Raw genomic sequence first — 26536 nt, 5'->3', positions numbered from 1 at the left:
AAAATCAAGGGTGATATTCAATCAAAGATTACCGTTTCAATAATTGGACATTGATGTAATGCTTTTTGATCTGGACATCGACTTTTTAAGTCCCTTAACATTGACTCAATACGCTTTAAATCTGCAATTTTTTCCTGAATTTCTATTTCCTTTTTTGATACAAATTCAAATATATTTTTGCAACGAACTTCATCATTATCAACAACTCCAAGCAATTTATAGATTTCATTCAATGAAAAGCCAAGGTCTTGTGTTCTTTTGATAAATTTTACACGCTTAACATCATCATCTGAATATATCCTATAACCTTCATTCGTTCGGGAAGGCTCTTTTAATAATGCTCTTTGTTCGTAATATCTAATCGTTTCTTTATTTACATCGCATTTTTCTGCAAATACACTAATTCTGTAACTCATATAACTCACCCCTATAAACATAGTAAACCGCGTACTAAGGTACGCGGTCAAGTATAATATTAAATTTATCTTCTTCAAGTAAACTGCCGAGTTAGTTTAAGTGTATTTCTTCACAATCTTTATAGCAATTTTAACATTTTAATAATTAACAATGCTGCTTAGTATTAATGTAAAGCCGAAGAAAATATATTGAAATAAATATAACTAATTCATTCTTGGAAAGGGATACTCTTTAGTGTCCTTTTCATATTTTAAAAAGTTTTTGCATTTTGCAATTAATTAAAGTATAAATGTGTTAAGAGAAAAAATTAATGCATTGGCTTTTTCCAATCAAACTTACTTTTTCTCCAACGATGATTATTCAAAATGTACCCAATGAATATTTTTTCACTTATTATACTTGTAAAGTACAAATAATTGGGAGGGTTTTTGTGAAATCAATTTTAGAAACAGTTGTCATTGGTGGAGGGCAAGCCGGTCTTGCTTCGGGCTATCACTTACAAAATGAGGGGTTACAATATCTAATTTTGGAATCAAGCAATGAGGTAGGCGGTTCCTGGCCAAGTTATTACGACAGTCTTAAACTGTTCTCGCCGGCAGGTTATTCCTCAATGCCAGGCATGAAATTCCCAGGGGAACAAAATAGGTATCCAGAGAGAGATGAAGTGGTTCGTTATTTACAGGAATACAGGAGGAAGTTTCATTTGGAGGTTCAGACCAACCAACGCGTAGAATCTGTTGAAAAAGATGGAGAAGGTTTTACTATTCGTACGATGACAGGGGATATATATAAGTCACGAACTATCATAAATGCAACCGGCTCGTTTAACAATCCATTCAAACCAAATATAGCTGGGCAGGACGTGTTTAATGGAATAACACTTCATTCCTCTAAATACAAAAATTCAGAACCATATATAAATCAAAGAGTGGTTGTTGTGGGGCGTGGAAATTCTGCTGTCCAGATTGCAGTCGAACTGGCTAAGGTTAGTCAGACGTCGTTAGCAGTACTAAGACCGGTCCAGTTTGTGAAACAACGTGTATGGGGGAAGGATTTGCACTTTTGGTTGAAACTCATTGGTGTTGATAAGTTTCCATTCTGGCGATTTGGAACAACTGCACCAAGTTCTAGTGCAGTAAATGACTCGGACCAATACAAAAAGCGATTAGCTGAAGGTAAACCAGATCATCGACAAATGTTTACTTCTTTTTATCAAGATGGCGTTATTTGGCCAAATGGAATAAAAGAACAGGTGGATACAGTAATCTTCGCGACAGGATACAGGCCACAACTATCATATCTTCAGACTATTGGAGCCTTAGATGTGGATGGAAGACCGACACATAAAGCAGGTATAAGCGATGTTCCTGGGCTTTATTATGTGGGATTGGAAGGGCAACGTTCCTTTGCTTCGGCTACTTTAAGAGGGTTAGGGGCTGACTCACATTATGTTGTGAAAAAAATATTGCATTATCTTTAACATTGAATGTGAGAGGCAAGTTGCTCTTTTCGGTAAATATAAAGACCATCAAAACAGGTTGTATAGGTGTTCAGTAATTGTTGTCTTATGAAACACACAAAAAGAATCCATTTTATATTATCAAGATGGATTCTTATATTGTTATTCTTTACAAATTTATTGGGGTGGAGAGGACAATTTAAGAATCTTCTTCTAATCCGATAATACTGCTTCTTCTCTCTAATAAAACATTATCTATCCATTTTCCATTTAATTTTCCTATTTTTTCTCTAAACCCTACTTCTCTAAACCCATTTTTCTTGTGCAAATAAATACTGCTATTATTTTCAGAAAAAATTGAAGCCTGTAAAGTCCAAAATCCTTGCGCTTCCGATATAGAAATCAAATTTTTAAAGAGTATATTGCCGACTCCTTTGCCTTGTGCTTTGGGATGGACATAGACACTAACTTCGCCCACACCTGAATAAGCCGAACGATCTGATATAGGTGTAATTTTGCACCAACCAAATATTTTATTCTCGTTATGTGCAATTAGAGTACATTCAGAGTGGGCTTTTAAAATCCATTGTTCATATGTGGTAGGTGCTTTGGTTTCGAATGTAGCTAAACCTGTGGAAATTCCAGCTTCATAAATATATTTAATTTCATCCCAATCATCTTTTTTAGCATTTCTAATCAATAAATTCATGTTGGATTCCTCCATGTAATAGTAAAAGTATTTAATGAAATTTTAAAGTTAATTGTTGCACATTGCAAGTAAATAATGTATATATTATATAAGAGGTGAAAACATGGAAAACAAACGTGAACTATTTCAAGTACTTACTCGTAGGTTTGGACTACTTAATAAAAATTGTTGTTCGGTTGGAACCGTGGACATTTCACCGGTACAAAGTCACATTCTTTATGAAATAGATAAACAAATAACACCATCCATGCAACAAATTGCAGATGCAATAGCAATGGATATAACAACCTTTAGTAGACAAATCCAGACACTTATTAAAATGGAATTAGTAAAGAAAACACCTTCCTCAGCAGACAAAAGGGTATATATTCTATCCCTCACAGTACAAGGTAAGTTTGTCGCAACAACCATTGACGAATCGATGAATACTTACTTAGAGGAAGTATTCTCGCATATGAACGAATTTGAGAAAGAAACAGTTATTCGTTCTATTACATTACTTAATCAAGCCATGTCCAAATCAAGCGTTTGCTGTACACCTTTACTTTAAGCAAGTTAAGTCTTGCTTAAAAAAATATATAATACTTGCAAAATGCAATTAATTAGAACATGTAAACAAAATTTTATGGAGGTATAGAGATGAACAACATTGAACTGATACAAGTAAACACTGGTGGATGTTGCGAACCTGTTGCAAAAATTAATGTAGATGTAGCATCAACTTTAAGCAAGGAATTACCAATAGTGGTTATAGGTGCTGGTCCTGTAGGTTTAGCAGCGGCTGCCCATCTAGCCGATATTGGGGAACGTTTTATACTAATAGAGTCAGGTGACAGTGTTGGGAGTAACATTCTAAGCTGGGGTTATGTACGGTTATTTTCACCGTGGCGGTACAATATCGATAAGATTGCTAAAAAAACTCTAGAAAATCACGGATGGAATGCACCTGTTTTAGATCAACTTCCATTAGGAAGTGAACTAGTTAAAGAGTATTTAAAGCCACTAGCAAATTTACCTGAAATAAAACCTTATCTATTACTGAATACAAAAGTTGTTTCGATTAGTAAAAAAGGGTTTGATAAAATGAAGACTGCTAATCGTGAAAAATCCTCCTTTGTTATTTACCTTGAACAAAATGGTATGTCTAAAAGAATAGAAGCAAGGGCAGTTATAGATGCTACGGGAACTTGGTCACAACCAAATCCAATAAATGCAGATAGTATTTGGACAAGAGAAGAAAGAGAATTAAAACAGTACATTTATTATGGCATACCTGATATTAAGGGGGAGCATAGAGAAAAATACAAAGGCAAACGAGTTGCTGTTGTAGGTGGCGGTCATTCAGCGATTAACACAATATTAGAGTTATCACAGTTAAATGATGAAGTGGAAATTATATGGATAATGCGAAAGAAAAGCGTAGAAGATGCTTACGGTGGAGAAGATAAAGACGCTCTTCAGGCAAGAGGGGAGTTGGGAAGTCGTATACATCAATTAGTTGATGCTGGTCAAGTAAAAGTCTATACTCCTTTTCTTATTCATCAATTGACTAACACAAACGATGGAATAGGAATTTCTGGTGAATCAGAAGGCAGTAAAGTAACACTTCCTGTCGTTGATGAAATCATTGCAAACACAGGTAGCCGCCCAGACTTCTCATTTGAAAGAGAAATCAGACTAAGTATAGATACTGCTACAGAAAGTGTGGAAGCTCTTTCTCCGTTAATTGATCCAAACCTTCACAGTTGCGGTACTGTTCGACCTCATGGGGAAGAGGTATTAAGACAGCCCGAAAAAGATTTTTATATAGCTGGGATGAAAAGTTATGGTCGATCACCAACCTTCTTAATGGCCACTGGTTATGAACAAATTAGATCTATTATTGCTCATCTGACGGGTGATTATGAGTCAGCGAGAAAGGTAGAACTTGATCTACCCGAAACTGGTGTATGTAGTGTTAATTTGACACCACAAAACTCTACAATATCATGTTGTGGAACGGAAGTATCTAAATGTCAGAGGTGAAGCTACGTGATTGTAAATAATGGTGCTAATTTATCTAAAGAATACTTTATTTCCTACCTAAAACTGGTCAGAGAAGCCAGATCTTTCTCTCTAGAACAAGCACAAAACTATATGGTTAACTACTTTTTTAAAAATAATAATGATGTTTACGGAAAAGACAGTTACCGCAATTTTTTGCAGGCAATAGAAATATTAAAGTAGAAAGAGTTCTCAGCTATTGTAAAGATTAATTGGCCACTTAATTCATGTGATAGTAACAACACCGCTCATAATCATGTAGAACGGTGTTGTTTGTGTTTAGATATTCGAGAATATTGTTCTCGGCTAACTCTAGCGGACCATTTTATATTCTACATAAATTAACTATCTTTTTATAGCTATGGGTATGAACCTACGAGTTCAATAAATAAAATAATTTGTATCTAGAAAAAGTATTAGTAGATATGTCAAAGTAAAAAGGATTTGTTATTAATTATTTTGTGATACTATTTATATAAATAAAAATTTTCTATTGTTTAAACATAAATTTAAGTGAGGGATAAGTATGAATGTAGTTAGATTTGACATAAGTTTAAAATTTCAAACTAAAAATAATGAGATTTTTTTCCGATATAATAAGATCCAATTTTTAGAGAAACACCAACTAAAAACGCAATAGTTAAACGCTTATAGGATTGATATTAGTACCTATTATAAGCAACCAATATAAATTTAAAGATACATTACTAAGATGTAGTAGTCATATAAATGGTTCATTGTGGTATCCAATATAGGTAACTAACTGAACAAAATATTAAAGATCTGAAAAATAATATTACTGGTAACCATTAGTAGATACTATTAATCGTATCTATAATTCCGTATTTTTATTGATTTTTTTATGAGGTTTATCAATTAGATGACAAAAGTAAATTTGGAAAAGTACAAATCAAAATCGGAATAATTTAAAAGAAATTTAACTGTGATAGAATGTGGTGGATATCCTGCTCACAAAGGTCCGACAAGCGATATTATTGCACTAGATAATCACTTGTTCTTTCATTTATTTTCACCTTTAAGTTCTTGGTCATTCGGAACAATGGTTCCATCTGGATATTCTCTTACCCATCCATTTTTAGTATTATAAATAATATATGTGTTATTTGCCTTGGCATCTATTTTAGCTCGTTCACCAGTCATCTTCACCCATTTATCAATCCACTCAAATTTTCTTCCTCTAGATTTTTCACTATTGTTTACTACGATATTCACCGCCTATTCCATCTCATTTTCTTATATTTTATAACAAAAGGTAATTAAAATGGGAACATAAGCAAAGTCGATATTTGGAGAACGTTATGAATATGAAAAAATTGATTACTTGGTTCCTTTGATGAAATATTTTTTATCACAATCGGATACTATAGAAATCCATTGTTGGAATGAAGAGGAAGTGGTTGACGAGGAAACAAAATCTATGCTTAAAGGCTCATTTGAAACAATTGTAGAAAACAATCTCACTATTTCCAAGGGAAATTAAGCACTAGATGTTGTAAATCATTTATTATCTAACAATGTAGATATAGAGGGGAAGATAAAATGGCTTTCAATTTTTTTGAGTAAAAATGCCAACAGTATTTTTAATTCCGAACATAGGGGTATGGAATTTTTTGCACCCAATGTTAACGAAAAAGATATTGCATTCATTAAACGGTAATGCCAAATGAAACGAACTTTAATCAATTTAAATAGCGAGATTACTACTTCTTTCTTCAACGAACATATGCTTTAGTTTAATATGAATATTACAAAAAGGACCTATTTCTGGTTCTTTTTTTGTTGACTAATATTAATATTTATTAATCAGTCCTTTCATAAATGCATTTTGAAACCCATATAGAATTAAAACAAAGAAAAACTCATAAGGGTGGTTTAGTGTCTTATATATGGGTCATGGGCTATTTGTATACTGCAATAGGATTTAGTATAGGAGGGGGTATAGCTTGGGGTATTAAAGGTTTTCAGAAAAAAATTGATTTTATTTACAGTGTTTGTGCAGGTCTAACCATCGGTTTATTAAGTTTTGAAATTGCACCAGAAGCAATAGAACTAGGAAATTGGATTACTTTCATACTAGGATTTTTAGTAGGGATTATAATGTTTGAAGTTGCACATAAGATATTGAAAATATTATTAGGAACAACCATTAGTCAAGATAAAAGTTTTTCTTTACAAACAGGCATACTACTAATACTCAGCATTTCATTTCACAATTTACCGATAGGTATTGTTTTGGGATCTACAAAAGATACATCATTAGATTTTTCAATGCTTCAAGCCATCCTTCTTCATAATATACCGGAAGGGATAATAGTATTTACTCCATTGTTTGTTGCCGGACTTGGAGTATGGTCATGGTTATTTTTCTCTTTAATGGTTGCAGCCCCTGTGGGTATAGGAGCTTACTTTGGCAGTACATTAGACATTGGTCATCCTCTTGTTTTGTCGTTTTCGATAAGTCTGGCTGTAGGTACAATTTATATGGTTATAGTGAAGGAAGTAATACTGGGAGCTATTAAGGATACTTCACAAGTGCTATTAATAGCTATTATCAGCTTTGGTTGTATTGGCTTCTATTTCTTGCTTTTATAATTTTCTTGGTGTTTTCGTATAAAAAATAATCCATTGAAAACCTACCAATTTTAAAGAAACAGGAGATTTTTTTATCTTACATTCAAATGAATGTTTGACTGTTTTAATAAAGGTGAATATAATAAATATAACAATCAAATAAACATTTGAATGAAAGGGGATTGTAAATTTTTTATTATTCATTCAAATAAACGTTTGACCGTTAGAATAAAAATATATATAAAATTAATACGATCAAATAACCATTTGAATTTAATAGATAATTATTATGAATAAGGATGTATGTGAAGTTACCTGTGTTAATGAAGAAAAAAGTTTGAGTTCAAAATCATGTGGAAGTGGAGTGGTGATTTATGGAATTAAATAAGTTAGAGTTTTATTTGATGAATAATCCTTTAAGATATTGGTTACAAAGGAATGTTGAATTTAAAACCTTTAAAGAGTTTTTAGATAAGCATAATTTTTCTTTAGACGGAAAAGTGGTTTTAGATGCTGGTTGCGGTTCAGGATATAGTACATAGTTAATACAAAAATTTTCACCAGCTGAGCTAGTAGGATTTGATTTAATGCCTTCGCAAATTGAAAAGGCAAAAATAAAAAATTCCGAATTGGGTTTTTTTGTTGGTAATGTATTAGAAATGCCATTTGATTCTAATAAGTTTGACGCTGTTTTTGTCTTTGGAATTCTACATCATATTCCTAAATGGAAAGATGCTATTAGAGAACTCTATCGTGTATTAAAGCCTGGTGGGGTACTATTAGTAGAAGATTTGAATAAGGATGCATCTCAATTCTTTGTAACTTATATGAAATTAGATCATCCCCCAGAAGCCTATTTTACTTGGGAAGAGTTTGCTTATCATCTTGAGGCAACAGGGTTCAATATTTTAGAGCAAAAAAAGATTATTTCTAATGGAGTAAGATCTTTCCTTTGCATTAAAAGTTAAAGTAAATATTATAAACATTTATTTACTGTTATTAATAGCATTTATCGCTTTGGGTGTATTGGTTTCTTTTTTCTTTTATTAATCAGAAAAATATTCAAACTAAGCCTGCCAATTTCTGTTTTTGAATAGAAACAAAAATTTTTTTATTAATCATTCAAATAAACGTTTGACCGTTTGAATAAAGGTGAATATAATAAATATAACAATCAAATAAACATTTGAATATAAGGGGAGAATTAATTTGAGTAAAGACGTATGTGAAGTAACTTGTATAGATGAAGGAAAAGTGAATAGTGTCCAAAAACAGCTCTCAGGTCAAAATCATTTGGAAGTAGCCAGGATTTTTAAGGCATTATCAGATGACACTAGAATTAAAATTGCATATGCTTTGTCCTTAGAAGAACTATGTGTGTGTGATGTGGCAAACATTGTTGGATCTACCACTGCAACAGCCTCGCATCATTTAAGATTATTAAAAAATCTTGGTTTAGCAAAATATCGTAAAGAAGGAAAGCTAGTGTTTTATTCATTGGATGATGAACATGTAAAGCAACTAATAAAGTTAGCGTATGAACATCAGAAGGAGGTTGTTGGAGTTGGGTGAAGGTACAAAAACTTTGGAAGAAAAAAGTGTTTATCGTGTTGAGGGTTTTTCATGTGCAAACTGTGCAGGAAAGTTTGAAAGAAACGTTAAGGAACTTCCAGGAGTTCAAGATGCAAAAGTAAACTTCGGTGCATCCAAAATCTCTGTTTACGGAGAAGTAACTGTTGAGGAACTTGAAAAGGCTGGTGCTTTTGAAAATCTAAAAGTAGCCTCTGAAAAACCAAAACGTCAACAGCAATTGTCAACAATACCTATGCCAACTAATGGAGATACTGTTTATCGAGTAGAAGGTTTTTCATGTGCAAACTGTGCAGGAAAATTTGAACGTAATGTAAAAGAAATACCTGGTGTTCAAGACGCAAAAGTAAATTTTGGAGCATCTAAAATCTCTGTCACTGGAGAGGCTTCCATTGAAGAATTAGAAAAGGCTGGTGCTTTTGAAAACCTAAAAGTATCTATAAATACACCTAGTTACGCATCTACAACTTCTGAAAATGGTAAAGCACCGACAGAAAAGAAAGTTCCATTCTACAAAAGGCATACCACTTTGTTGTACGCTGTACTATTCATCGTATTTGGCTATCTGTCTCAATTTGTAAATGGTGAGGATAACCTCATCACTTCCTTATTATTTGTTGCTTCCATTGTGATTGGTGGTTTCTCTTTATTCAAGGTAGGTTTCCAAAACTTAACTCGCTTTGACTTTGATATGAAGACTTTGATGACTGTGGCGGTTATTGGTGCAGCAATAATAGGCGAGTGGGCTGAAGCATCTGTAGTTGTAATTCTCTTTGCCATTAGTGAAGCACTTGAACGTTACTCGATGGATAAAGCAAGACAATCTATCCGTTCGTTGATGGATATTGCTCCAAAAGAAGCACTTGTAAGAAGAAATGGCCAAGAAATAATGATTCATGTTGAAGACATTGCAATTGGTGACATTATGATTGTCAAACCCGGACAAAAGATTGCAATGGATGGAATGGTTGTTTCTGGTTATTCAGCCGTAAATCAAGCAGCTATCACAGGAGAATCAGTCCCTGTAGCCAAGACTATCGATGATGAAGTATTTGCAGGGACATTAAATGAAGAGGGCTTACTTGAGGTCAAGATTACCAAACTTGTAGAAGACACAACGATATCTAAAATTATTCACCTTGTAGAAGAAGCGCAGGGTGAACGTGCGCCAGCTCAAGCTTTTGTTGATAAATTTGCGAAATATTATACACCAATTATTATGGTAATTGCAGCCCTAGTTGCTGTAGTACCTCCATTATTCTTTGATGGTGGTTGGGAAACTTGGGTTTATCAAGGTTTATCTGTTCTTGTTGTTGGTTGTCCTTGTGCATTAGTAATTTCCACTCCTATTTCGATTGTTTCTGCCATAGGGAATGCAGCCAAAAAAGGGGTGCTAATTAAAGGCGGTATTTATCTAGAAGAAATGGGTGCGTTAAAAGCTATTGCATTTGATAAAACGGGTACATTAACAAAAGGTGTTCCAGTTGTTACAGATTTTAATTTATTAAATAATAAAACAGATGAAAATGAATTACTATCGATTGTTACGGCATTAGAATATCGCTCACAACACCCCCTTGCATCAGCGATAATGAAAAAAGCAGAAGAGGTTAATATCACCTATTCCAATGTCGTGGTAGAGGACTTCTCTTCCATTACTGGCAAAGGGATCACGGGTAAAGTCAATGGAACTTCCTATTATATTGGAAGCCCAAAACTTTTTAAGGAATTAACTATTTCAAATTTTGATAAGAACTTAGAGGAAACCGTTACAATACTCCAAAATCAAGGCAAAACAGCTATGGTAATTGGAACAGAGAAAGAGATTCTTGGAATCATTGCAGTTGCAGATGAAGTGCGTGAATCAAGTAAAGAGGTGATTCAAAAGTTACATCAACTTGGAATCAAAAAAACAATTATGCTTACAGGTGATAACAAAGGTACTGCGAATGCAATCGGCAGTCATGTTGGAGTATCTGAAATTCAAGCAGAGTTAATGCCACAGGATAAGTTGGATTATATAAAACAATTGAGATCCGAATATGGCAACGTAGCAATGATAGGTGATGGTGTTAATGATGCTCCGGCACTAGCTGCATCTACTGTTGGGATTGCAATGGGTGGTGCTGGTACAGATACAGCATTGGAAACAGCTGATGTAGCACTTATGGGTGATGATTTAAGAAAGCTTCCTTTTACGGTGAAACTTAGCCGTAAAACACTAAATATTATTAAAGCTAACATTTTCTTTGCTATTGCGATTAAGGTTATTGCCTTACTCTTGGTTATTCCGGGTTGGTTAACACTTTGGATTGCCATACTTTCTGATATGGGGGCAACAATCCTAGTAGCATTAAATAGTTTACGTTTGATGCGAGTGAAAGAATAGAGAGAAGGGCTTTCCTTATGAATAGGAAAGCCCTGTTTTTTATACTTGAAGGATTTCAAAATATTTTTCTTCCTTAATCAAACGAGATAATTATATCCTCGGTTTGCTTATACAGATACATATTAACATTCAAAATAACCAAAGGAGATGTAACAAATGGCTATAATTATTATTTCAGCGATTGGAGCGTTTATCGTAACAAATATTGATGATATTTTTGTGTTAATGCTACTTTTCTCCCAAGCAAAGACGCAAGGTAAAAAGAATAAAGGCAGTATTAAAGAGAATTCAATCTTTCCGAAGGATATAGTTATTGGACAATATGTAGGCTTTATTCTGTTAGTAGCAATTAGTCTGTTGGGAACTTTTGGTGTTACATTAATTCCAGAGAAATGGGTTGGAATTCTGGGGCTAATACCAATCTATTTAGGAGTTAAGTTATTTATCAAAGGAGAAGATGAAGATGAAAGGTCTATCATCTCTAGTTTAAACTCAGGTAGATTTAATAAAATCTTTCTGAGTGTAGCTTTTATTACATTTGCTAATGGTGGAGATAATATTGGAATTTATGTGCCTTACTTTTCTACTCTAAATACAAGCGAACTGATAAGCACGGTTATTGTCTTTTTAGTAATGGTGGCTATCTGGTGCTTTATTGGATATAGATTGGCTGCGTTCAAATATGTATCTGAGACATTAGAGAAGTATGGGAGATGGATTATCCCTCTTATCTTTATTGGTCTAGGGATATATATCTTGTTAGAGAATGAAACATTAACTACACTTTGGAACCTGTTTAATTAAGATAGTTAATTTATCTAAAAACCTTTTTGACTTCCCAGGGTTAGTGGAATAAATGCAGACAATATTTTGTCAATATTATAGTCAAATGAATGTTTGAGTGAAATATTATTACTGCTATAATTTAAGGGGAACAATTTCAGGAGGAACTGCAATGAAAAAGATATGTGTTTTACTTTTAATACTATTATTCACATTCACACCATCAGCTTTAGCACATACTGGTCTTGAGAGTTCTGTTCCTCAAGATGGGGAAGTTATAACGGAAAATATATCCACCTTGTCGCTAACTTTTAATACAACAATTGAAGACACCAGTACATTTAAAATTACTAAAGAAGGTGGCAAGGAAATATCATTAGCTGAACACATTGTCAAAGAGAAAGAAATGGTTGGAACCTTGAGTTCTCCCCTGCAAGAAGGGACGTACATAGTTACATGGAAAATTATTGGAGAAGATGGGCATCCAATTGAAAAATCGTATTCATTTAGTGTAGTTACTTCAACTGAGACTGTACCGGAACTTTCCGAACCCCCTGTTGTAACTGAAAAGGATAATAGTACTAGTAGCCCTGATCAAGACATTATTTATCAAAATCAAAGTTCCAATTCAAAAGTCATTATGGTCGTAAGCGTTGTGTTATTAATGGTAATAGCATTTGGCACTACTGTTTGGTTATTGAAGAGAGGGAAAAATTAATGCTTTGGATTTACTTTTCGGAAACGCTTTTATATCTTTGTTTTTCTCTCTTAATGGGATCCTTTATTGTCGCTTTGATACCTATAAATAATAAACCATCCATAATTGTCAGTAAGAGATGGTTACAATTTTCTATCCTAGGGATAATAGTTTTATCACTTTTTCCCATTATACGACTTGTCCTCTTTCTATATGAGGATATTGGATTAAGTTTAACTATCCAAAACGTTATCGCTGGTTTCGAAGTAGGCCAGGCATGGACATTTACTCTTTTCTTAGCTTTTATTTTTTACCTATATGTATCCATATTTTCAGTATTTAATAGTAAAAAGCACATTCTAGTATCTATTTTATTTACATTAGGCCTTATTTTATCACTGGGCTGGGCAAGTCATTCTGCATCCTTAACAGAGTGGAGTGGATTTATTGCACATTCTCTTCATTTTCTGGCAGTGACCATTTGGGTCGGAATTTTAATTGTTGTCAGTTGGTTCTCTGTAAACCATCTTAACTGGACTCCCTTACTAAAGTGGTTTACACCAGTTGCTATAGTGAGTTTGGTGGTCATAACGGGTACTGGACTATTCCTAATGACTTTGGTTCAAGATTTTAGTGAGTACGCAAATTCATGGCTCTTACCTTATGGACAAGCATTACTCATTAAACACGTAATAATTATTCCTATAATCGTTTTTGCTTTTATTAATGGAATTTGGATGAGAAAAAGAATTAGACTGGATCCTAAAATAAATCCTCTACCTTGGGTTAAAGCGGAAAGTGGATTACTTTTATTAATCTTCACAGCGACCGCCGTTCTAGGCCAGCAGGAACCACCTCATAGTGTTGAATCAACCGTATCTGGTGGTGGTTTATCAAGGATTTTTGGAGCGTTGCATAACGGAGTTATTACTAAACCAATCGATGCTAGCATGGATATCAACTTAATTGGATCATTATTTTTTATACTAACTCTTGTTTTTTTAATCCTTACAGTTGCCGTGTTCGTTAAGAAGGCACCTTCTGTAGTGGCTTTTATAATGAGTGTCTTATGTATAGTATCTCTATACCTGGGTCTCATGAATAGTGTTGCCTTTTAACAAAAAAATCAAATAGGAAGTGTTAATTATGAATAAGTCAAATATGAAATTTACAGTAATATTAACTGTAGTTGCAATTGCATTACTAGCGATAATCACAATATTCATTAGCAACCAAACACCGGATGAATCAGAAATACAAAGAGAAGAAGTCGATTTAACTGGACAACCGGTACTTGGACAAGAAAATGCACCAGTGACCGTTGTTGAATTCGGAGATTTTAAATGTCCTTCATGTAAAGCTTGGGGAGAAATGGTTTATCCTCAGCTAGTCCAAGATTACATTTTTTCAGGAGATGTTAAATTCTCTTATGTAAATGTCTTGTTTCATGGAAAAGAGTCTGTATTAGGGGCTATGGCAGCTGAATCAGTGTACAAACAAGACCCAGATGTTTACTGGGATTTCCACAAATCCTTGTTCGATGCTCAACCAACAGAAAATCATGATGCGGAATGGATAACAACTGAAAAAGTTCTAGAAGTTGCAAAAGGAACACCTTCTATCAATCAAGAGCTGTTGAAACAGGATATTGAACAAGAGTTGACGTCAGAACAAGTGAATATTGATAAAGAGTTGTTCACCAAACATAACGTATCTCAAACGCCTACTATTAACATCAATGGTATTACAATGGAGGACCCGTTTGATTATGAAGCGATAAAAGAATTTATTGATCGTGAACTTGAGGATTCTAAAAATGAGTAAATCCCCTAACAAAGTTGAAAAAAAAGTATGGGTGCTATACTTTGCATGGCTCGTATCTATTGTAGCTACGTTAGGAAGTCTTTATTTTAGTGAAATAAAAGGTTTTATACCTTGTGATCTCTGTTGGTTCCAAAGGATTTTCATGTACCCACTTGTAGTTATTTTAGGTATTGGAACTTTCCAAAGTGATATTTCAGTGAAGAAATTTGTATTACCTCTGTCTATAGTTGGCGGTTTGATTTCTTTATTCCATTACCTTGAGCAAAAGGTTCCAGGGTTCGGTGGAATAAGACCTTGCGTAAGCGGAGTTCCATGCAGTGCGGAATATATTAACTGGTTTGGTTTTGTAACAATTCCATTCTTAGCTTTAACTGCTTTTACTTTAATAACTATTAGCATGATTTACTTGTTCTTAAAAAAATCGAAATAACCACTTGAAGGAAATCTTCTTACGACAAACCTTATAAACTAGGGGGATTCTTGTTATGTATAACACAATAGTTATAGGTGCGGGACAAGCAGGGTTAGCGATGGGTTACTATTTAACACAAAGCAACAGTAATTTTCTGATCTTAGATAAAGGAAACAATATAGGGCAAGTGTGGAGAAGTAGATATGATTCACTCACCCTGTTCACTCCTAGAATGTATAGCTCTTTACCAGGACTTACGCTTGAAGGAGATGCGCAAGGCTTTCCTACCAAAGAGGAGATTGCACTTTACTTAGAAACGTATGCGGCTAAATTTAAGTTGCCTATCCAATTAGAAACAGAAGTATTAAAGGTAGCTCATAACAAGGATATTTTTTCTGTTGAAACCAATAAGGGAATATTAACAGCCAGGAATATCGTAATGGCAACCGGACCATTCCATCATAAATATATTCCGCATTTTGCGGAAAACTTAAGCTGTGATGTAATTCAACTTCATTCTTCAGAATATAACAATCCCTCACAACTAAAACCAGGAAATGTCTTAGTAATTGGTGGTGGGAACAGTGGTGCTCAAATTGCTGTTGAACTATCTGGCACAAAAAATACGTTCTTGTCTGTTAGTCAAAAATTACGGTTCCTTCCCTTAAAAGTGGGAGGGAAAAGTATTTTCTGGTGGTTTGATAAACTTGGAATATTAAAAGCAACAAATACATCTAGCATAGGAAAAAAAATTCAGCAAAACGGGGATCCTATCTTTGGGTTCGAACTAAAAAAAGCAATAAAAGAATGTGAAGTTACGTTAAACGAAAAAGTCATAAATATAGAAAAAACTCATGTGTTTTTTAAGGACAATACTAAACTTCAAGTAGACAATATCATTTGGGCTACTGGTTTCAAACAAATGTATTCTTGGTTAGACATTGATATATACAATAAAAAAGGGACGATTAAACATCGAAGAGGTGTGACTTCAATTAGGGGTTTGTATTTCTTGGGTCTTCCCTGGCAGTATAAAAGAGGTTCTTCCCTTTTACAAGGTGTTGGCGAGGATGCAAAGTATATTATGAATCATATAAACAGTTGATTTTTTAATGTTGTCGTTTTGTTAAATAATTTCTCAATAAGAAAGAATGGTGAAATGATTTGTTTGAACAATTAAGTTTATTGCTTGCTTTTGGGGCGGGATTATTGTCGTTTATATCACCTTGTTCACTACCCCTTTATCCTGCATTTCTTTCCTATGTTACTGGCGTATCACTAAATGAACTTAAAGAAGAAAAAGGTATATTAAATAAGAAGGCATTGGTACATACCCTTCTATTTTTACTTGGATTTTCAGCCATCTTTATGGCTTTAGGCTTCTCCACTTCTTTTATCGGGACGATTTTTATTCAATATCAGGATCTATTACGACAAATAGGTGCGATCATTATCGTGTTTTTTGGTTTAGTAGTTCTAGGGATATTTAAATTTGATTTGTTACTGTCAGAGAAAAGAGTCCAGTTTAAAAAAAGACCTAAAGGTTATATAGGCTCCGTGTTAATCGGAATGGGATTTGCGGCAGGATGGACACCATGTACAGGGCCGATACTTGCGGGAGTTATTGCTTTAGGAGTGTCAGACCCAGGAAGAGGAATGCTGTATATGCTATTTTATGTTCTTGGTTTCTCTATTCCGTTTCTAATTATGTCCATGTTTATTGGGAAATTGAAGTTTCTTCAAAATAGAAGCGGATTGTTTATGAAAATAGGCGGATCCCTAATGATTGTAATGGGAATACTGCTGTATTTCGATATGATGACAAAGATTATAGCATTTTTAACACCTTTTTTTGGCGGGTTTACAGGATTTTAAAGCCATTTATTAACTGATAAGAAAGAAAGGAAAGTTGGAAACTATGGATAATAAGAAGAAAAAAAGGTTTTACATGCGCCTTATACTTTTGGTATTAATGGTTGGAGTAATAACCTTCACCATTTATTCTAACTTAACGAAAGAAAAAAACAGCGTACTACAAGTGGGAGATGAAGCCCCTGACTTTGTACTAACTGATATGAATGGAGAAAAACATCAATTATCGGATTATAGAGGTCAAGGAGTCTTTTTAAACTTTTGGGGAACTTGGTGTAAACCGTGTGAAAGAGAGTTTCCTCTAATGGATCAACAATATCAAAAGGTTAAAGACGAAGGTCTTCAGATATTAGCCGTAAATATAGGTGAGTCTGATTTTGCTGTTCAAAAATTTGTAGATCGACTAGGTTTAACTTTTCCTGTATTAATTGATAATAATAAGAGTGTAATGGAAACATACAATATTAATCCGCTACCAACCACATTTCTTGTTAATCCAGAAGGTAAGATAGAGAAAATAATCACTGGTGAGATGAGTGAAGAAGCGATTAAGAAATATATGGCGCAAATAATCCCTGGGAATGAAAAATAATTTGGAGCTAAACTATAATAAGTTTGAGTTGATTTTATTTAATGAGATGTAACCCAATGTTCTGCTCTAACTTACTATTCAGGATGTTGGTAATTTAAATTAAACAAACATTTTCTTACAAAAGGACCTAAAATAAAATAGGTCCTTTTAATAATGAACTTGATAAAAAATGGATAGTATAACAAACCAGATTTACGTGCTGAGCTAGCAAATTTTTAATGTATGAAGTTTGACTGAGAAATCTTAGAATTACTTACTAAGCCTCCATTATATTCAACCCATTTTTCTTTTTCTCGCTCTACTGCTCGATTTTGCCATTCGAACCACAGATATGTACATTCGCTACAATGACTTTCTACACCACTATTATTGCTCACATCTCTTCGCGTAAATAGACTCTTTTTACGACAGCTATAACAATAGATTACTTTGTCATCTTCTTTTTTTAACATAGCTAGTTTTTCCTCCCTGTTTCAATATTTAAAGTTTATCCGTTAACTAATTCGATGATTAAAGTAATACAAGTCTAACCAATATAGAAATTTCTTAGTCAATACAGTCATTTTAGAAGATATATAATGCGCTGGCTGACTGACTATTTTTCTCTAGTAGGTGGGGAAATATGAAAAAAATAAACTGAATTACTGTCATCACAGTCGATTGTTGTTATCAAGTCCTAATCTAGTTAATTAATTGTTTTAAATCATGGTTTTTAAAACGTTGGATAATTAGAAGCAAATGATTTACACTACATATAGTTGGTAATTACCGAAAATTACTGTATATAGTGTCGTTAAAGGGGTAGCAAATAAAAAAGAATGGTTTTTTTGATTATTGCTCATTAGGAGAGGGGAAGTAATACTGAAAGATTTAGATGATTTATTAGGTCTATCGAGTGTAGAAATTGATTTTCATACACATCTTTCAAATATTTCTAATGTAGATGATTCATTTACAAGAATCTCAAATGCAATTTATAGATTTAAAATGCCTACTAATGAGCTTCTAATAAACCATTGGGAAGAGAGGGTATGAAGCATTGGTAAACTCACATTTCACCTGGTCAATTAGTTGGATTCACCCGTATGAATCAACTTGGGGGATATTTGAAAAATTCAAGTATGCAAATGCCATTGATAGTGATACCATTTTAAGTCTGTTTGGAAATGACAATGTACAGAGGCTGAAAAAAATTTCTAATGCTGGAAGTGGCATTAGAAATTTAATTAGCTTGGATAGCATCGATCCCAAGTTAACAGAAAAAATTATTGGAATAAACTTGGTAGAAAATCAGAATAATCAAATGGAAAAATTGATACACATTTTACCCAATGTTAAATATGTAGGCGATTACATTCGAAATAACTTATCGTATTGCCCGGAGTGTTTAAAATCTGGTTTTCATAGTATTTTTCACCAAATCAGATTCTTTGATTATTGTGCATTTCATCCCAATCAAAAATTATTAAAAGAATGTATAAACTGCAATAAGCTCATGCCTGAATATATTATCAACAATGGGAAGATAACCGCCTTTCATTGTAGTTGTGGCTATTCTTTTCTTGGTTCAGATTATATTAGGACAGTGTTTAAATCCTGGCAGTTTCAACCATTGCTAAATGAAAAAAATGTTGCAACTTGGTTAGAATTAGATAAAGCTGTAGCTCATAAATATAGTTTTGTTTACCCTCTAAACTACACTAAAGACCTTGGACTGTATAAAAATGAAATAGACTATTTACCACAGGTAGCAGAATTATTTATTGCTGCTATAAAAAATGAACAAAATAATATTGGTACTGTAAAAATAGCATCCAAGCAAAATATATTTAAAATGAAAAGCAATGATCATCGTTTGCAAGAAGAGTATAAAGAGGTTTTTTCATATCGATTTACAGACTTTGAATTCAAAGAACGTGATCAGTTGGATAGCATTTTTTTTGAAATATATAAGCAAACACGTAGTATATACAAATCGATAACTCGTTATATATTGCGAAAATTAATAAAAGATCACCATAAATGTATTAAAATATTCAACAAAGCTAGATTGGAGGGACATATTTGTCCACATGCTCTTGCTTTTATCTTATGGAAAATGGAGTGTGAAGGTAAGAATACGTTTTCGGAGATCGAATCACATAGACAAATAACTAAATCTTATGATTTTGAATGCGTAAATGAACAGTTCACTATCTTTCCGCAAGGAGTGTTTATGACACATTTGAAAGAATTTTTAAATTCTAGCTCTAAAGAGAAAGGATTCAATCTACTCGAACTTAATGTTAGAAGTTTAAATTTTATTGTAAATAGATTAACTTCAAACTTGTTAATTGAGCGTTATATTAAATGGTTAGAAATAGTTCAGCAGCCTAAAAAAATTAAGCACTTTCACCTCGATGATAGAGTACCGGCTTATCTGATACAAATCCCGTTAAATAGAAGTGGAGAAATTAGTTTTTATTTTCCAAATCATCGTTATCAATATATGCGAACTATTATAAATGACATAAAAAAACAAAAAACCTGCCCAACAAATAAATTTACTCATTATGCTCCATATAAGTCACCACTGCGAATAGTATTAGAAAGAATGGAAACCTAGTAGTGTAATCAAATTGATTAAAGAGGTGATGTTTAAGAGGAACAGAGAATCTCAATTCAATCTTAGGTGAAGTTATTTTTTGAACCACAATTCGATATGATCAACGAAAAAGACCATAAGCTTGTGGTGTAAGATTAGACATTTAAAAAAACCAGAATAATACAAAAGAAATATACCATGTGAATTTTTTCTGTTTTATACAATTTATTAGCGTATAAAAGTATGCACAAAACATTTGAGGGACAAAAAGAGTATACAGACTTATCTGTTAACGAAAAAATCCAAAGAATCGATGCAATTTTCAAGTCAATCATTAGAAGAACAATAGTAAATGAGCAGGGAGGAGAACTACTATCCTTATTCACCAGTAAAATATCAGAAAATAAAATGAACAACTGGAGTTAAGTAAAAGGGTACGAAACTTTCCAATATAATGCATAAAATCCTGTATAAAAGGAAATGAAATTGGAAATAAAATTAGCAGTTCTTACTTACAAACAATTTAGAGTAATTCAATGTCCTCATGTTGATGTCCAGACTGTCCACATGTTGCTGTCCTTCAACATTTTTCTCTGATATCTCACTATTACTAGTATACTTATATTATGAAACGTAACTTAGTATAATATATATTATGACCACATCCCTATTTTATATATTAATTATTACACTCTTCTTTACTCCTTTTCTATTCTATATCTCCAGTTTGCATGTTTAACCTCATCTAAATTTATATAGTTCTCACTAGCTTCAATAACGTCATTTAAATTGAGCTTATTACTCTTTGCAAATGAGCGTAATGCCTCCAGTATTTCTTTATCACAAGTTGTACGTAATTCTACGCGATCTTTTGGTCTATTTTTCTTATCAAAGATTAATGAGCTTTCATTTAAAATATTCGTAAATCCATTTTCTAATATGTATCCTATATGCGAATTATTTTCTGCAGCCATTTTTTTTAGTTTTTTTATAAAACTTGAACTTATACGTGTTTTATATTCTGTTCTTGTTTGATCAACTGTTTGCACTAATTTTCCATTTATAATTTTCCACATACTACATTCCATCCATTCCTCAAATACTTATTTTATTTCATTTTGAATATTGATCTAAATACCGATATAGCGTTGATTTACTAATGCCCGTTTCATCTTTAATTTGTTGAAGGGTAAATGCTTTACTTTCATACATATCAAATGCTTTCTGTAAATTATCGTCTGATTTTTTGGGTCTACCAATACTTTTACCTTGTTTTTGAGCTTCTCTAGCACTAAAAATTGACTGATGTCGCTTAATCTTAGTTTGTAAATCCGTTACTAAAGCTAGTAAATCTACTAACTTCATCCTTAGAATATCTGTACTTTTTATATTTTCTTCAACGAATGTAACTGTTACTTGATCTCTTTCAAATACGCGTAGTAGGTCTTGGAAATGAGATAAAGAATCCGCTAATACTACTATACTTTGAACATATAGCTCATCCCCACTAGTTAATCTCATAAGTAGTTCTTCCAATTCGTTCCTTTTTTTCATATTTGGATGATTTTCACTCCATACTTCTAAATAGGACATATCTTGAAGTTGTTTTAATCCCTTTTCATCATTTATTAAAGGTCTCTTATATCCGTATTTCATTTTATTCCTCCAAATTCCCAAAATCATTCCTTTTTAGGAAAAGTCATGTTATGATATGAAAAGCTTGTCCTAAAAGTAAGGCTTTTGGGACTTATTATTGACTATATCTGAAGGAGAAAGTTTATGCAAACATTACAACAACAATGGTTTGGAAATATTAGGGGCGATATTTTATCAGGAATTGTAGTCGCTTTAGCACTCATTCCAGAAGCCATTGCATTCTCTATTATTGCGGGTGTTGACCCTATGGTTGGACTCTATGCTTCATTTTGTATTGCTGTTATTATTGCCTTTGTTGGTGGTAGACCCGCTATGATTTCTGCAGCTACTGGAGCAATGGCGCTTGTTATGGTCAATTTGGTAGCCGATCATGGCTTGAACTATTTACTAGCTGCAACTATATTAACTGGTGTTATACAAATACTCTTGGGCGTATTTAAAATTGCAAAGCTTATGCGCTTTATACCTAATTCGGTCATGATTGGCTTTGTAAATGCGTTGGCTATTTTAATTTTTATGGCACAGGTCCCGCATATTTTAGGAGAAGGAATTATTACGTATATTTTTGTCGCTGTTACTTTATTAATCGTGTATACAGTCCCCCGCTTTTTTAAAGCTATACCGGCTCCACTAATCGCCATTATCATTTTAACTGCAATTACTTTTATTTTTGGAGTTGAATTAAAAACAATTGGGGATTTAGGGATCATTACACAAAGTTTACCAAGTTTCTTCATACCAAATGTACCTTTTAATTTGGAAACGTTTCAAATAATATTACCTTACTCTCTAGCTCTTGCAGTCGTAGGTCTTTTAGAATCTTTACTAACCTCCCAAATTGTTGATGATATGACTGATACTAAATCGGATAAAAACCGTGAAGCACGAGGACAAGGTATTGCCAATTTTATCACTGGTTTTTTCGGTGGTATGGCTGGCTGTGCGATGATTGGACAATCCATGATTAATGTTAAATCTGGTGGACGTGGACGCCTATCTACTTTAGTAGCTGGCGTATTCTTAATATTTTTGATTATTGTACTTGGTGACTTGGTAATAGATATTCCAATGCCTGTTTTAGTTGGAATCATGATCATGGTTTCCATTGGAACATTTGATTGGGGTTCGTTTAAGTATTCCATAACAGCACCACGTGCAGATGCTATTGTGATGATTGTGACCGTTGCAATTGTTGTATACACAGATAATTTAGCAATTGGTGTCGTTGTTGGAGTTATCTTAAGTGCGCTTTTCTTTGTTGCTTCCATCTCAAAGGTTAAAATATCCGAACAGGATGGGACATATATTATTGAGGGTCCTCTCTTCTTCGCTTCAACTCAGCATTTTGTTCAAACAATCGAACAAGCAACTGCTGATCATATTACAATAGATTTATCAAGTAGCCATTTATGGGATGAATCCTCTGTTGGAGCAATCGTAAAAGTAGTAACTAAATTAGAAGAACAAGGGAAAAAAACTACTGTAAAAGGTTTAAATCCTGCAAGTGAAATACTTTATCAAAAATTAATAGGTATATCTACATCACATTAAGGAGGAAGTTCCATGTATCAACATATTCTTCTAGCAGCTGATGGATCAGAAAACTCAGTTCGAGCTGCAACTGAAGCGATTAAATTAGCAAAAAGCTCAATAGATTCTATTTTAGAATTAGTAATGGTTGTGGATATTGAGAAATCTAAACAAGATGTTCTTCATTCCAGGTCCTCTGAATCCTTATTAATTGAACGTCGACGTAGAATTGCGAATGTTGAACAATTACTTATCGACGAGCATTTAAATTATAAGATAACAATATTAAAAGGTGCACCAGGACCAGAAATTATTCGCTATGCAAATGAACAGAAAGTAGACATACTTGTAATTGGAAGCCGAGGCCTGAATGGATTACAAGAAATGGTCCTAGGAAGTGTTAGTCACAAAGTGATGAAACGTGTGCAATGTCCTGCATTAATAGTTAAATAAATTTCTCTTTGATGATTTTTGTAAATATCATGTATACTTTAATGATGAATAGCTCATAATAAATCTTGTAAGATAACTTCTATTCCAGAGTAGCTCAGTGGTAGAGCAATCGGCTGTTAACCGGTTGGTCGTAGGTTCGAGTCCTACCTCCGGAGTAAAAAATGAAAAGAATGGTTAATCGTAAAAACATTACGATTGGCCATTCTTTTTTTAACGGTATTTTTTTAAACCTTCAGTATTTTTCTTTTAACACAAGTTTGGAGGAATTGTATCTGTATTGGCATTTATAACTGCTGGAGGTGTGTTGAAAATATTTGGTGGAGCTGGATTTAGTTTTGGCACGTCACCAAAAGGCACAGGAAATTCTACATAATTAAATACCCCTTCCCCGTCTGGAGCCATCCCATGAGCCCAAGGACCTGCTGCACTCGCATTCCCTTGAGAATAATTGAATAACGTATAAGCAACTTCTCTTTTTTCGAGACTTTTTGGGAATGTACTAGGTACAACAACGTTTTCTTTTGATTCTAACTCTCTAATAGCAGCGATCCACTGGTTCTGATGCATTGTATCACGGGCGATTAACCAAGAAAGCATATCTTTAACACCTCGATCGTTCGTCATTTCGTATAAACGACAAACCTGGAGCCTTCCCTGCGATTCTGCATTTAAGTTAGCTCGAAAATCAGCAAGTAAGTTTCCACTTGCAATAATATAATCTGCTGTCCATCTATTTCCTACACTATCTGCTGGCATAGCACCAAGTCCAGACACTATAGCATGTTGGGGATTCATGCCCCCGAGTATGGCTCCGATAATCGGATTCTTGGCAGCTGTTTCTAAATCACCAACAGGTGCGCCATCTAACAATCTAGCAATCATAGTTGCAAGCATTTCAATATGTGCTAATTCTTCTGTACCCGTATCCATTAACAGATCTCTATATTTACCATCACCTCTTACACTCCACCCTTGAAACAAATACTGCATAGCAACAGAAATTTCTCCAAACTGACCACCTAATACCTCCTGTAGTTGCGTAGCAAATATTGGATCTGGTCTCTCCGGTTTTGCGTGATACTGTAACTCTTTAACGTGATAAAACAATATATCTTCCCCCATTATGTTTTTCATCATTCCATCTATTTTATGAATAATTTATATACATGTTACTAATATAAGTAAGTAAATTAAAAAACTCCTTATAAATCTAGAATATGAGGCAATACTTAGTATAGCTATTTTGAATGGGAGGATAACGATGAATACTGAAAACAAAAAAGTATCGATTTTCGCATTAGGTGGAATAAATGAAATTGGAAAAAACATGTATGTTATTCAATCAGATGACGATATCGTTGTAATTGACTGTGGTTCTAAATTTCCTGATGAAACTTTACTAGGAATAGATCTAATCATTCAGGACATTTCCTACTTATTAGAGAACGAGGATAAAGTGAGGGCTTTAATCGTTACACATGGGCATGAGGATCATATTGGAGGTATCCCTTATTTCCTTAAACAACTTAATATCCCGATATATGCAACAAACCTAACATTAGGTTTAATTGAGATTAAATTGAAAGAACATGGTTTATTAAGAAATACACAACTTTTCTTAATAGACTCGGAATCCAAGTTAAGACTTGGAACAATAAAAACGTCCTTCTTCCGTGTAAGCCATAGTATCCCAGATTGTTTAGGAGTGGCTTTTCATACCTCTCAAGGAACAATTGTTCATACAGGAGATTTCAAATTTGACATGACACCTGTAGATGAACAAAATCCCGATATTCATAAAATGGCTGAACTCGGTCAAAATGGTGTATTATTACTCCTTTCAGAGAGTACTAATGCAGAAAGACCAGGCTCTACTCCCTCTGAGCGTAAAATTGCAGACCATGTAGAAGAAGCGTTTAGAAAAGCACCAAGAAAGATTTTCATCTCCACGTTTGCTTCCAATGTCCACCGGGTACAAACGATAGTAAATGCGGCTATCAAGACTAATCGGAAACTGGCTCTATTAGGTAGAAGCATGGTAAATGTAGTGTCTGTAGCTATGGAACGAGGATATTTAAGTATACCCGAAGGAATGCTGGTTGATCAAAATGAAATCAATACAATGAATCCAGAAAATATTGTGATATTATGCACAGGAAGTCAAGGAGAACCTATGGCGGCTTTATCCCGATTAGCAAGTTCAAGCTTCCGTCAAGTTGAGGTCCTTCCTGAGGACACCGTCATTTTTGCTGCTGGACCAATCCCTGGTAATGAAAAGAGTATTACCAGAATTATAGACAACTTATATACGTTAGGTGCCCACGTTATCTATGGCTCAGGTAATGTCACAGGTATGCATGTTTCTGGACACGCTTGTCAAGAAGAGCTGAAACTTATGCTCACATTGATGAAACCAAAATACTTCATCCCAATCCACGGGGAATATCGTATGCTTCATCATCACCAGCTTTTAGCAGAATCAGTAGGCGTAGAACGTGATAATATTTTTATCATTCAAAACGGAGATGTAGTTGACATTGTTAATGAAGAGGCTATCCAAACTAGAAGTATTGAAGCGGGAAATGTCTTTGTTGATGGTTTTGGTATTGGGGATGTTGGCGAAATCATTTTACGTGACCGAAAATTACTTTCTGAGGATGGGATGTTAGTTATTGTTACTACATTAAGTAAGGCAAATGGCAAAATAATTTCTGGTCCCGATACGATTTCACGTGGATTTGTATATGGGCCTGAGTCAGAGGCACTTATTAATGAAGTAAATCAAAATGTTCGGTCTACCGTTTCAAAAACCAGAGATACAAACAGAAATCAACGTGTTTTGAAACAAAACATTAAAAAGTCACTTGAAAAACTTTTATACAGTCGTACAAAGAGAAAACCTATGATACTTCCTATAATTATTGAAGTGTAAGT

The 26536-nt window shown here is 33.8% G+C and carries 31 protein-coding genes and 1 tRNA gene; 25 read left to right on the top strand and 7 right to left on the bottom strand.

Translation table 11 applies throughout. The annotated features are described in order from the left end of the window. Positions 1–17 precede the first annotated feature (17 nt). The gene (merR, locus tag MKY29_RS09580; protein WP_340879622.1) at positions 18–416 is read right to left on the bottom strand and encodes an Hg(II)-responsive transcriptional regulator; all 399 of its coding nucleotides are present in this window, start codon (positions 414–416) and stop codon (positions 18–20) included. Positions 417–847: 431 nt separating this feature from the next. On the opposite strand from merR, the gene MKY29_RS09575 reads away from it, so the two are divergent. Continuing rightward, positions 848–1897: a flavin-containing monooxygenase gene (locus MKY29_RS09575; RefSeq protein ID WP_340879621.1), complete on the top strand. Its 1050-nt coding sequence runs from the start codon at positions 848–850 to the stop codon at positions 1895–1897. A gap of 178 nt (positions 1898–2075) precedes the next feature. On the opposite strand, the gene MKY29_RS09570 is transcribed toward MKY29_RS09575, so the two are convergent. Further along, complete coding sequence (locus MKY29_RS09570; RefSeq protein ID WP_340879620.1) at positions 2076–2585, bottom strand: GNAT family N-acetyltransferase; 510 nt, start codon at positions 2583–2585, stop codon at positions 2076–2078. 103 nt (positions 2586–2688) lie between these two features. On the opposite strand from MKY29_RS09570, the gene MKY29_RS09565 reads away from it, so the two are divergent. The 3 genes from MKY29_RS09565 to MKY29_RS09555 all read left to right on the top strand — a co-directional run bounded on the left by MKY29_RS09565 (position 2689) and on the right by MKY29_RS09555 (position 4811). Then, positions 2689–3135, top strand: coding sequence for a MarR family winged helix-turn-helix transcriptional regulator (locus MKY29_RS09565; protein ID WP_340879619.1), 447 nt, complete (start codon positions 2689–2691; stop codon positions 3133–3135). An 89-nt stretch (positions 3136–3224) separates the two neighbouring features. Beyond that, on the top strand, positions 3225–4610 hold the full coding sequence (locus MKY29_RS09560) for an NAD(P)-binding domain-containing protein (protein ID WP_340879618.1): 1386 nt from the start codon (positions 3225–3227) through the stop codon (positions 4608–4610). 6 nt (positions 4611–4616) lie between these two features. Then, positions 4617–4811 (top strand): hypothetical protein, encoded by a 195-nt coding sequence (locus tag MKY29_RS09555; RefSeq protein WP_340879617.1) that lies wholly within the window; start codon positions 4617–4619, stop codon positions 4809–4811. 837 nt (positions 4812–5648) lie between these two features. Here the strand turns inward: MKY29_RS09555 and MKY29_RS09550 are convergent. Then, positions 5649–5861 carry a hypothetical protein gene (locus MKY29_RS09550; protein WP_340879616.1) on the bottom strand — a complete coding sequence of 71 codons (213 nt, stop codon included), beginning with the start codon at positions 5859–5861 and terminating at the stop codon, positions 5649–5651. 121 nt (positions 5862–5982) lie between these two features. On the opposite strand from MKY29_RS09550, the gene MKY29_RS09545 reads away from it, so the two are divergent. The 14 genes from MKY29_RS09545 (at position 5983) to resA (ending at position 17379) form a co-directional block, all read left to right on the top strand. Then, complete coding sequence (locus tag MKY29_RS09545; protein ID WP_340879615.1) at positions 5983–6129, top strand: hypothetical protein; 147 nt, start codon at positions 5983–5985, stop codon at positions 6127–6129. Between the two features lie 395 nt (positions 6130–6524). After that, positions 6525–7241: a ZIP family metal transporter gene (locus MKY29_RS09540; RefSeq protein WP_340879614.1), complete on the top strand. Its 717-nt coding sequence runs from the start codon at positions 6525–6527 to the stop codon at positions 7239–7241. A gap of 353 nt (positions 7242–7594) precedes the next feature. Next, positions 7595–7762 (top strand): hypothetical protein, encoded by a 168-nt coding sequence (locus MKY29_RS09535; RefSeq protein ID WP_340879613.1) that lies wholly within the window; start codon positions 7595–7597, stop codon positions 7760–7762. Positions 7763–7765: 3 nt separating this feature from the next. Beyond that, positions 7766–8188: a class I SAM-dependent methyltransferase gene (locus tag MKY29_RS09530; protein WP_340880838.1), complete on the top strand. Its 423-nt coding sequence runs from the start codon at positions 7766–7768 to the stop codon at positions 8186–8188. A 241-nt stretch (positions 8189–8429) separates the two neighbouring features. Further along, positions 8430–8792, top strand: coding sequence for an ArsR/SmtB family transcription factor (locus tag MKY29_RS09525; RefSeq protein ID WP_340879612.1), 363 nt, complete (start codon positions 8430–8432; stop codon positions 8790–8792). Further along, a complete protein-coding gene (locus MKY29_RS09520; protein ID WP_340879611.1) occupies positions 8758–11199 on the top strand; it encodes a heavy metal translocating P-type ATPase in 2442 nt (813 codons plus the stop codon). The genes MKY29_RS09525 and MKY29_RS09520 overlap by 35 nt, the downstream gene beginning before the upstream one ends. A gap of 156 nt (positions 11200–11355) precedes the next feature. Further along, positions 11356–12003 carry a CadD family cadmium resistance transporter gene (locus MKY29_RS09515; protein ID WP_340879610.1) on the top strand — a complete coding sequence of 216 codons (648 nt, stop codon included), beginning with the start codon at positions 11356–11358 and terminating at the stop codon, positions 12001–12003. Positions 12004–12154: 151 nt separating this feature from the next. After that, a complete protein-coding gene (locus MKY29_RS09510) occupies positions 12155–12700 on the top strand; it encodes a copper resistance CopC family protein (protein ID WP_340879609.1) in 546 nt (181 codons plus the stop codon). A gap of 53 nt (positions 12701–12753) precedes the next feature. Further along, a complete protein-coding gene (locus MKY29_RS09505; protein ID WP_340879608.1) occupies positions 12754–13797 on the top strand; it encodes a copper resistance D family protein in 1044 nt (347 codons plus the stop codon). A 28-nt stretch (positions 13798–13825) separates the two neighbouring features. After that, positions 13826–14503, top strand: coding sequence for a thioredoxin domain-containing protein (locus MKY29_RS09500; protein ID WP_340879607.1), 678 nt, complete (start codon positions 13826–13828; stop codon positions 14501–14503). Continuing rightward, entirely contained in the window at positions 14496–14933 is a 438-nt protein-coding gene (locus MKY29_RS09495; RefSeq protein WP_340879606.1) for a disulfide oxidoreductase, read from the top strand. The genes MKY29_RS09500 and MKY29_RS09495 overlap by 8 nt, the downstream gene beginning before the upstream one ends. A 55-nt stretch (positions 14934–14988) precedes the next feature. Then, entirely contained in the window at positions 14989–16020 is a 1032-nt protein-coding gene (locus MKY29_RS09490) for a flavin-containing monooxygenase (protein ID WP_340879605.1), read from the top strand. Between the two features lie 59 nt (positions 16021–16079). After that, positions 16080–16790 carry a cytochrome c biogenesis CcdA family protein gene (locus MKY29_RS09485; protein ID WP_340879604.1) on the top strand — a complete coding sequence of 237 codons (711 nt, stop codon included), beginning with the start codon at positions 16080–16082 and terminating at the stop codon, positions 16788–16790. 43 nt (positions 16791–16833) lie between these two features. Then, positions 16834–17379 (top strand): thiol-disulfide oxidoreductase ResA, encoded by a 546-nt coding sequence (gene resA / locus MKY29_RS09480; RefSeq protein WP_340879603.1) that lies wholly within the window; start codon positions 16834–16836, stop codon positions 17377–17379. Positions 17380–17594: 215 nt separating this feature from the next. Here the strand turns inward: resA and MKY29_RS09475 are convergent, their stop codons facing one another. Further along, on the bottom strand, positions 17595–17831 hold the full coding sequence (locus MKY29_RS09475) for a hypothetical protein (protein ID WP_340879602.1): 237 nt from the start codon (positions 17829–17831) through the stop codon (positions 17595–17597). A gap of 382 nt (positions 17832–18213) precedes the next feature. On the opposite strand from MKY29_RS09475, the gene MKY29_RS09470 reads away from it, so the two are divergent. The 3 genes from MKY29_RS09470 to MKY29_RS09460 all read left to right on the top strand — a co-directional run bounded on the left by MKY29_RS09470 (position 18214) and on the right by MKY29_RS09460 (position 20389). Next, entirely contained in the window at positions 18214–18414 is a 201-nt protein-coding gene (locus tag MKY29_RS09470; RefSeq protein ID WP_340879601.1) for a hypothetical protein, read from the top strand. 4 nt (positions 18415–18418) lie between these two features. Continuing rightward, positions 18419–19984, top strand: a complete 1566-nt coding sequence (locus tag MKY29_RS09465) for a hypothetical protein (RefSeq protein ID WP_340879600.1) — start codon at positions 18419–18421, stop codon at positions 19982–19984. Positions 19985–20206: 222 nt separating this feature from the next. Then, a complete protein-coding gene (locus MKY29_RS09460; RefSeq protein ID WP_340879599.1) occupies positions 20207–20389 on the top strand; it encodes a hypothetical protein in 183 nt (60 codons plus the stop codon). A gap of 272 nt (positions 20390–20661) precedes the next feature. Here MKY29_RS09460 and MKY29_RS09455 read toward each other — a convergent pair whose 3' ends face one another. After that, on the bottom strand, positions 20662–21039 hold the full coding sequence (locus MKY29_RS09455) for an rRNA methyltransferase (protein WP_093494847.1): 378 nt from the start codon (positions 21037–21039) through the stop codon (positions 20662–20664). A 37-nt stretch (positions 21040–21076) separates the two neighbouring features. Further along, positions 21077–21619, bottom strand: coding sequence for a recombinase family protein (locus MKY29_RS09450; protein WP_340879598.1), 543 nt, complete (start codon positions 21617–21619; stop codon positions 21077–21079). Between the two features lie 123 nt (positions 21620–21742). On the opposite strand from MKY29_RS09450, the gene MKY29_RS09445 reads away from it, so the two are divergent. The 3 genes from MKY29_RS09445 (at position 21743) to MKY29_RS09435 (ending at position 23757) form a co-directional block, all read left to right on the top strand. Next, the gene (locus tag MKY29_RS09445; RefSeq protein ID WP_340879597.1) at positions 21743–23170 is read left to right on the top strand and encodes a SulP family inorganic anion transporter; all 1428 of its coding nucleotides are present in this window, start codon (positions 21743–21745) and stop codon (positions 23168–23170) included. Positions 23171–23182: 12 nt separating this feature from the next. Then, complete coding sequence (locus tag MKY29_RS09440; protein WP_340879596.1) at positions 23183–23602, top strand: universal stress protein; 420 nt, start codon at positions 23183–23185, stop codon at positions 23600–23602. An 83-nt stretch (positions 23603–23685) separates the two neighbouring features. Continuing rightward, a tRNA-Asn gene (locus tag MKY29_RS09435) sits at positions 23686–23757 on the top strand. A gap of 91 nt (positions 23758–23848) precedes the next feature. On the opposite strand, the gene MKY29_RS09430 is transcribed toward MKY29_RS09435, so the two are convergent. Then, complete coding sequence (locus MKY29_RS09430; RefSeq protein WP_241599921.1) at positions 23849–24709, bottom strand: manganese catalase family protein; 861 nt, start codon at positions 24707–24709, stop codon at positions 23849–23851. Between the two features lie 154 nt (positions 24710–24863). Between MKY29_RS09430 and MKY29_RS09425 the strand changes: the two genes are divergently transcribed. Continuing rightward, positions 24864–26534, top strand: a complete 1671-nt coding sequence (locus tag MKY29_RS09425; protein WP_340879595.1) for a ribonuclease J — start codon at positions 24864–24866, stop codon at positions 26532–26534. Positions 26535–26536: the final 2 nt, after the last annotated feature.

The organism is Psychrobacillus sp. FSL K6-2365, assembly GCF_038003165.1.
Lineage (GTDB): Bacteria > Bacillota > Bacilli > Bacillales_A > Planococcaceae > Psychrobacillus > Psychrobacillus psychrodurans.
The sequence above is the reverse complement of the archived record's forward strand: the minus strand, read 5'-3'. Positions and strand labels throughout refer to the sequence as shown.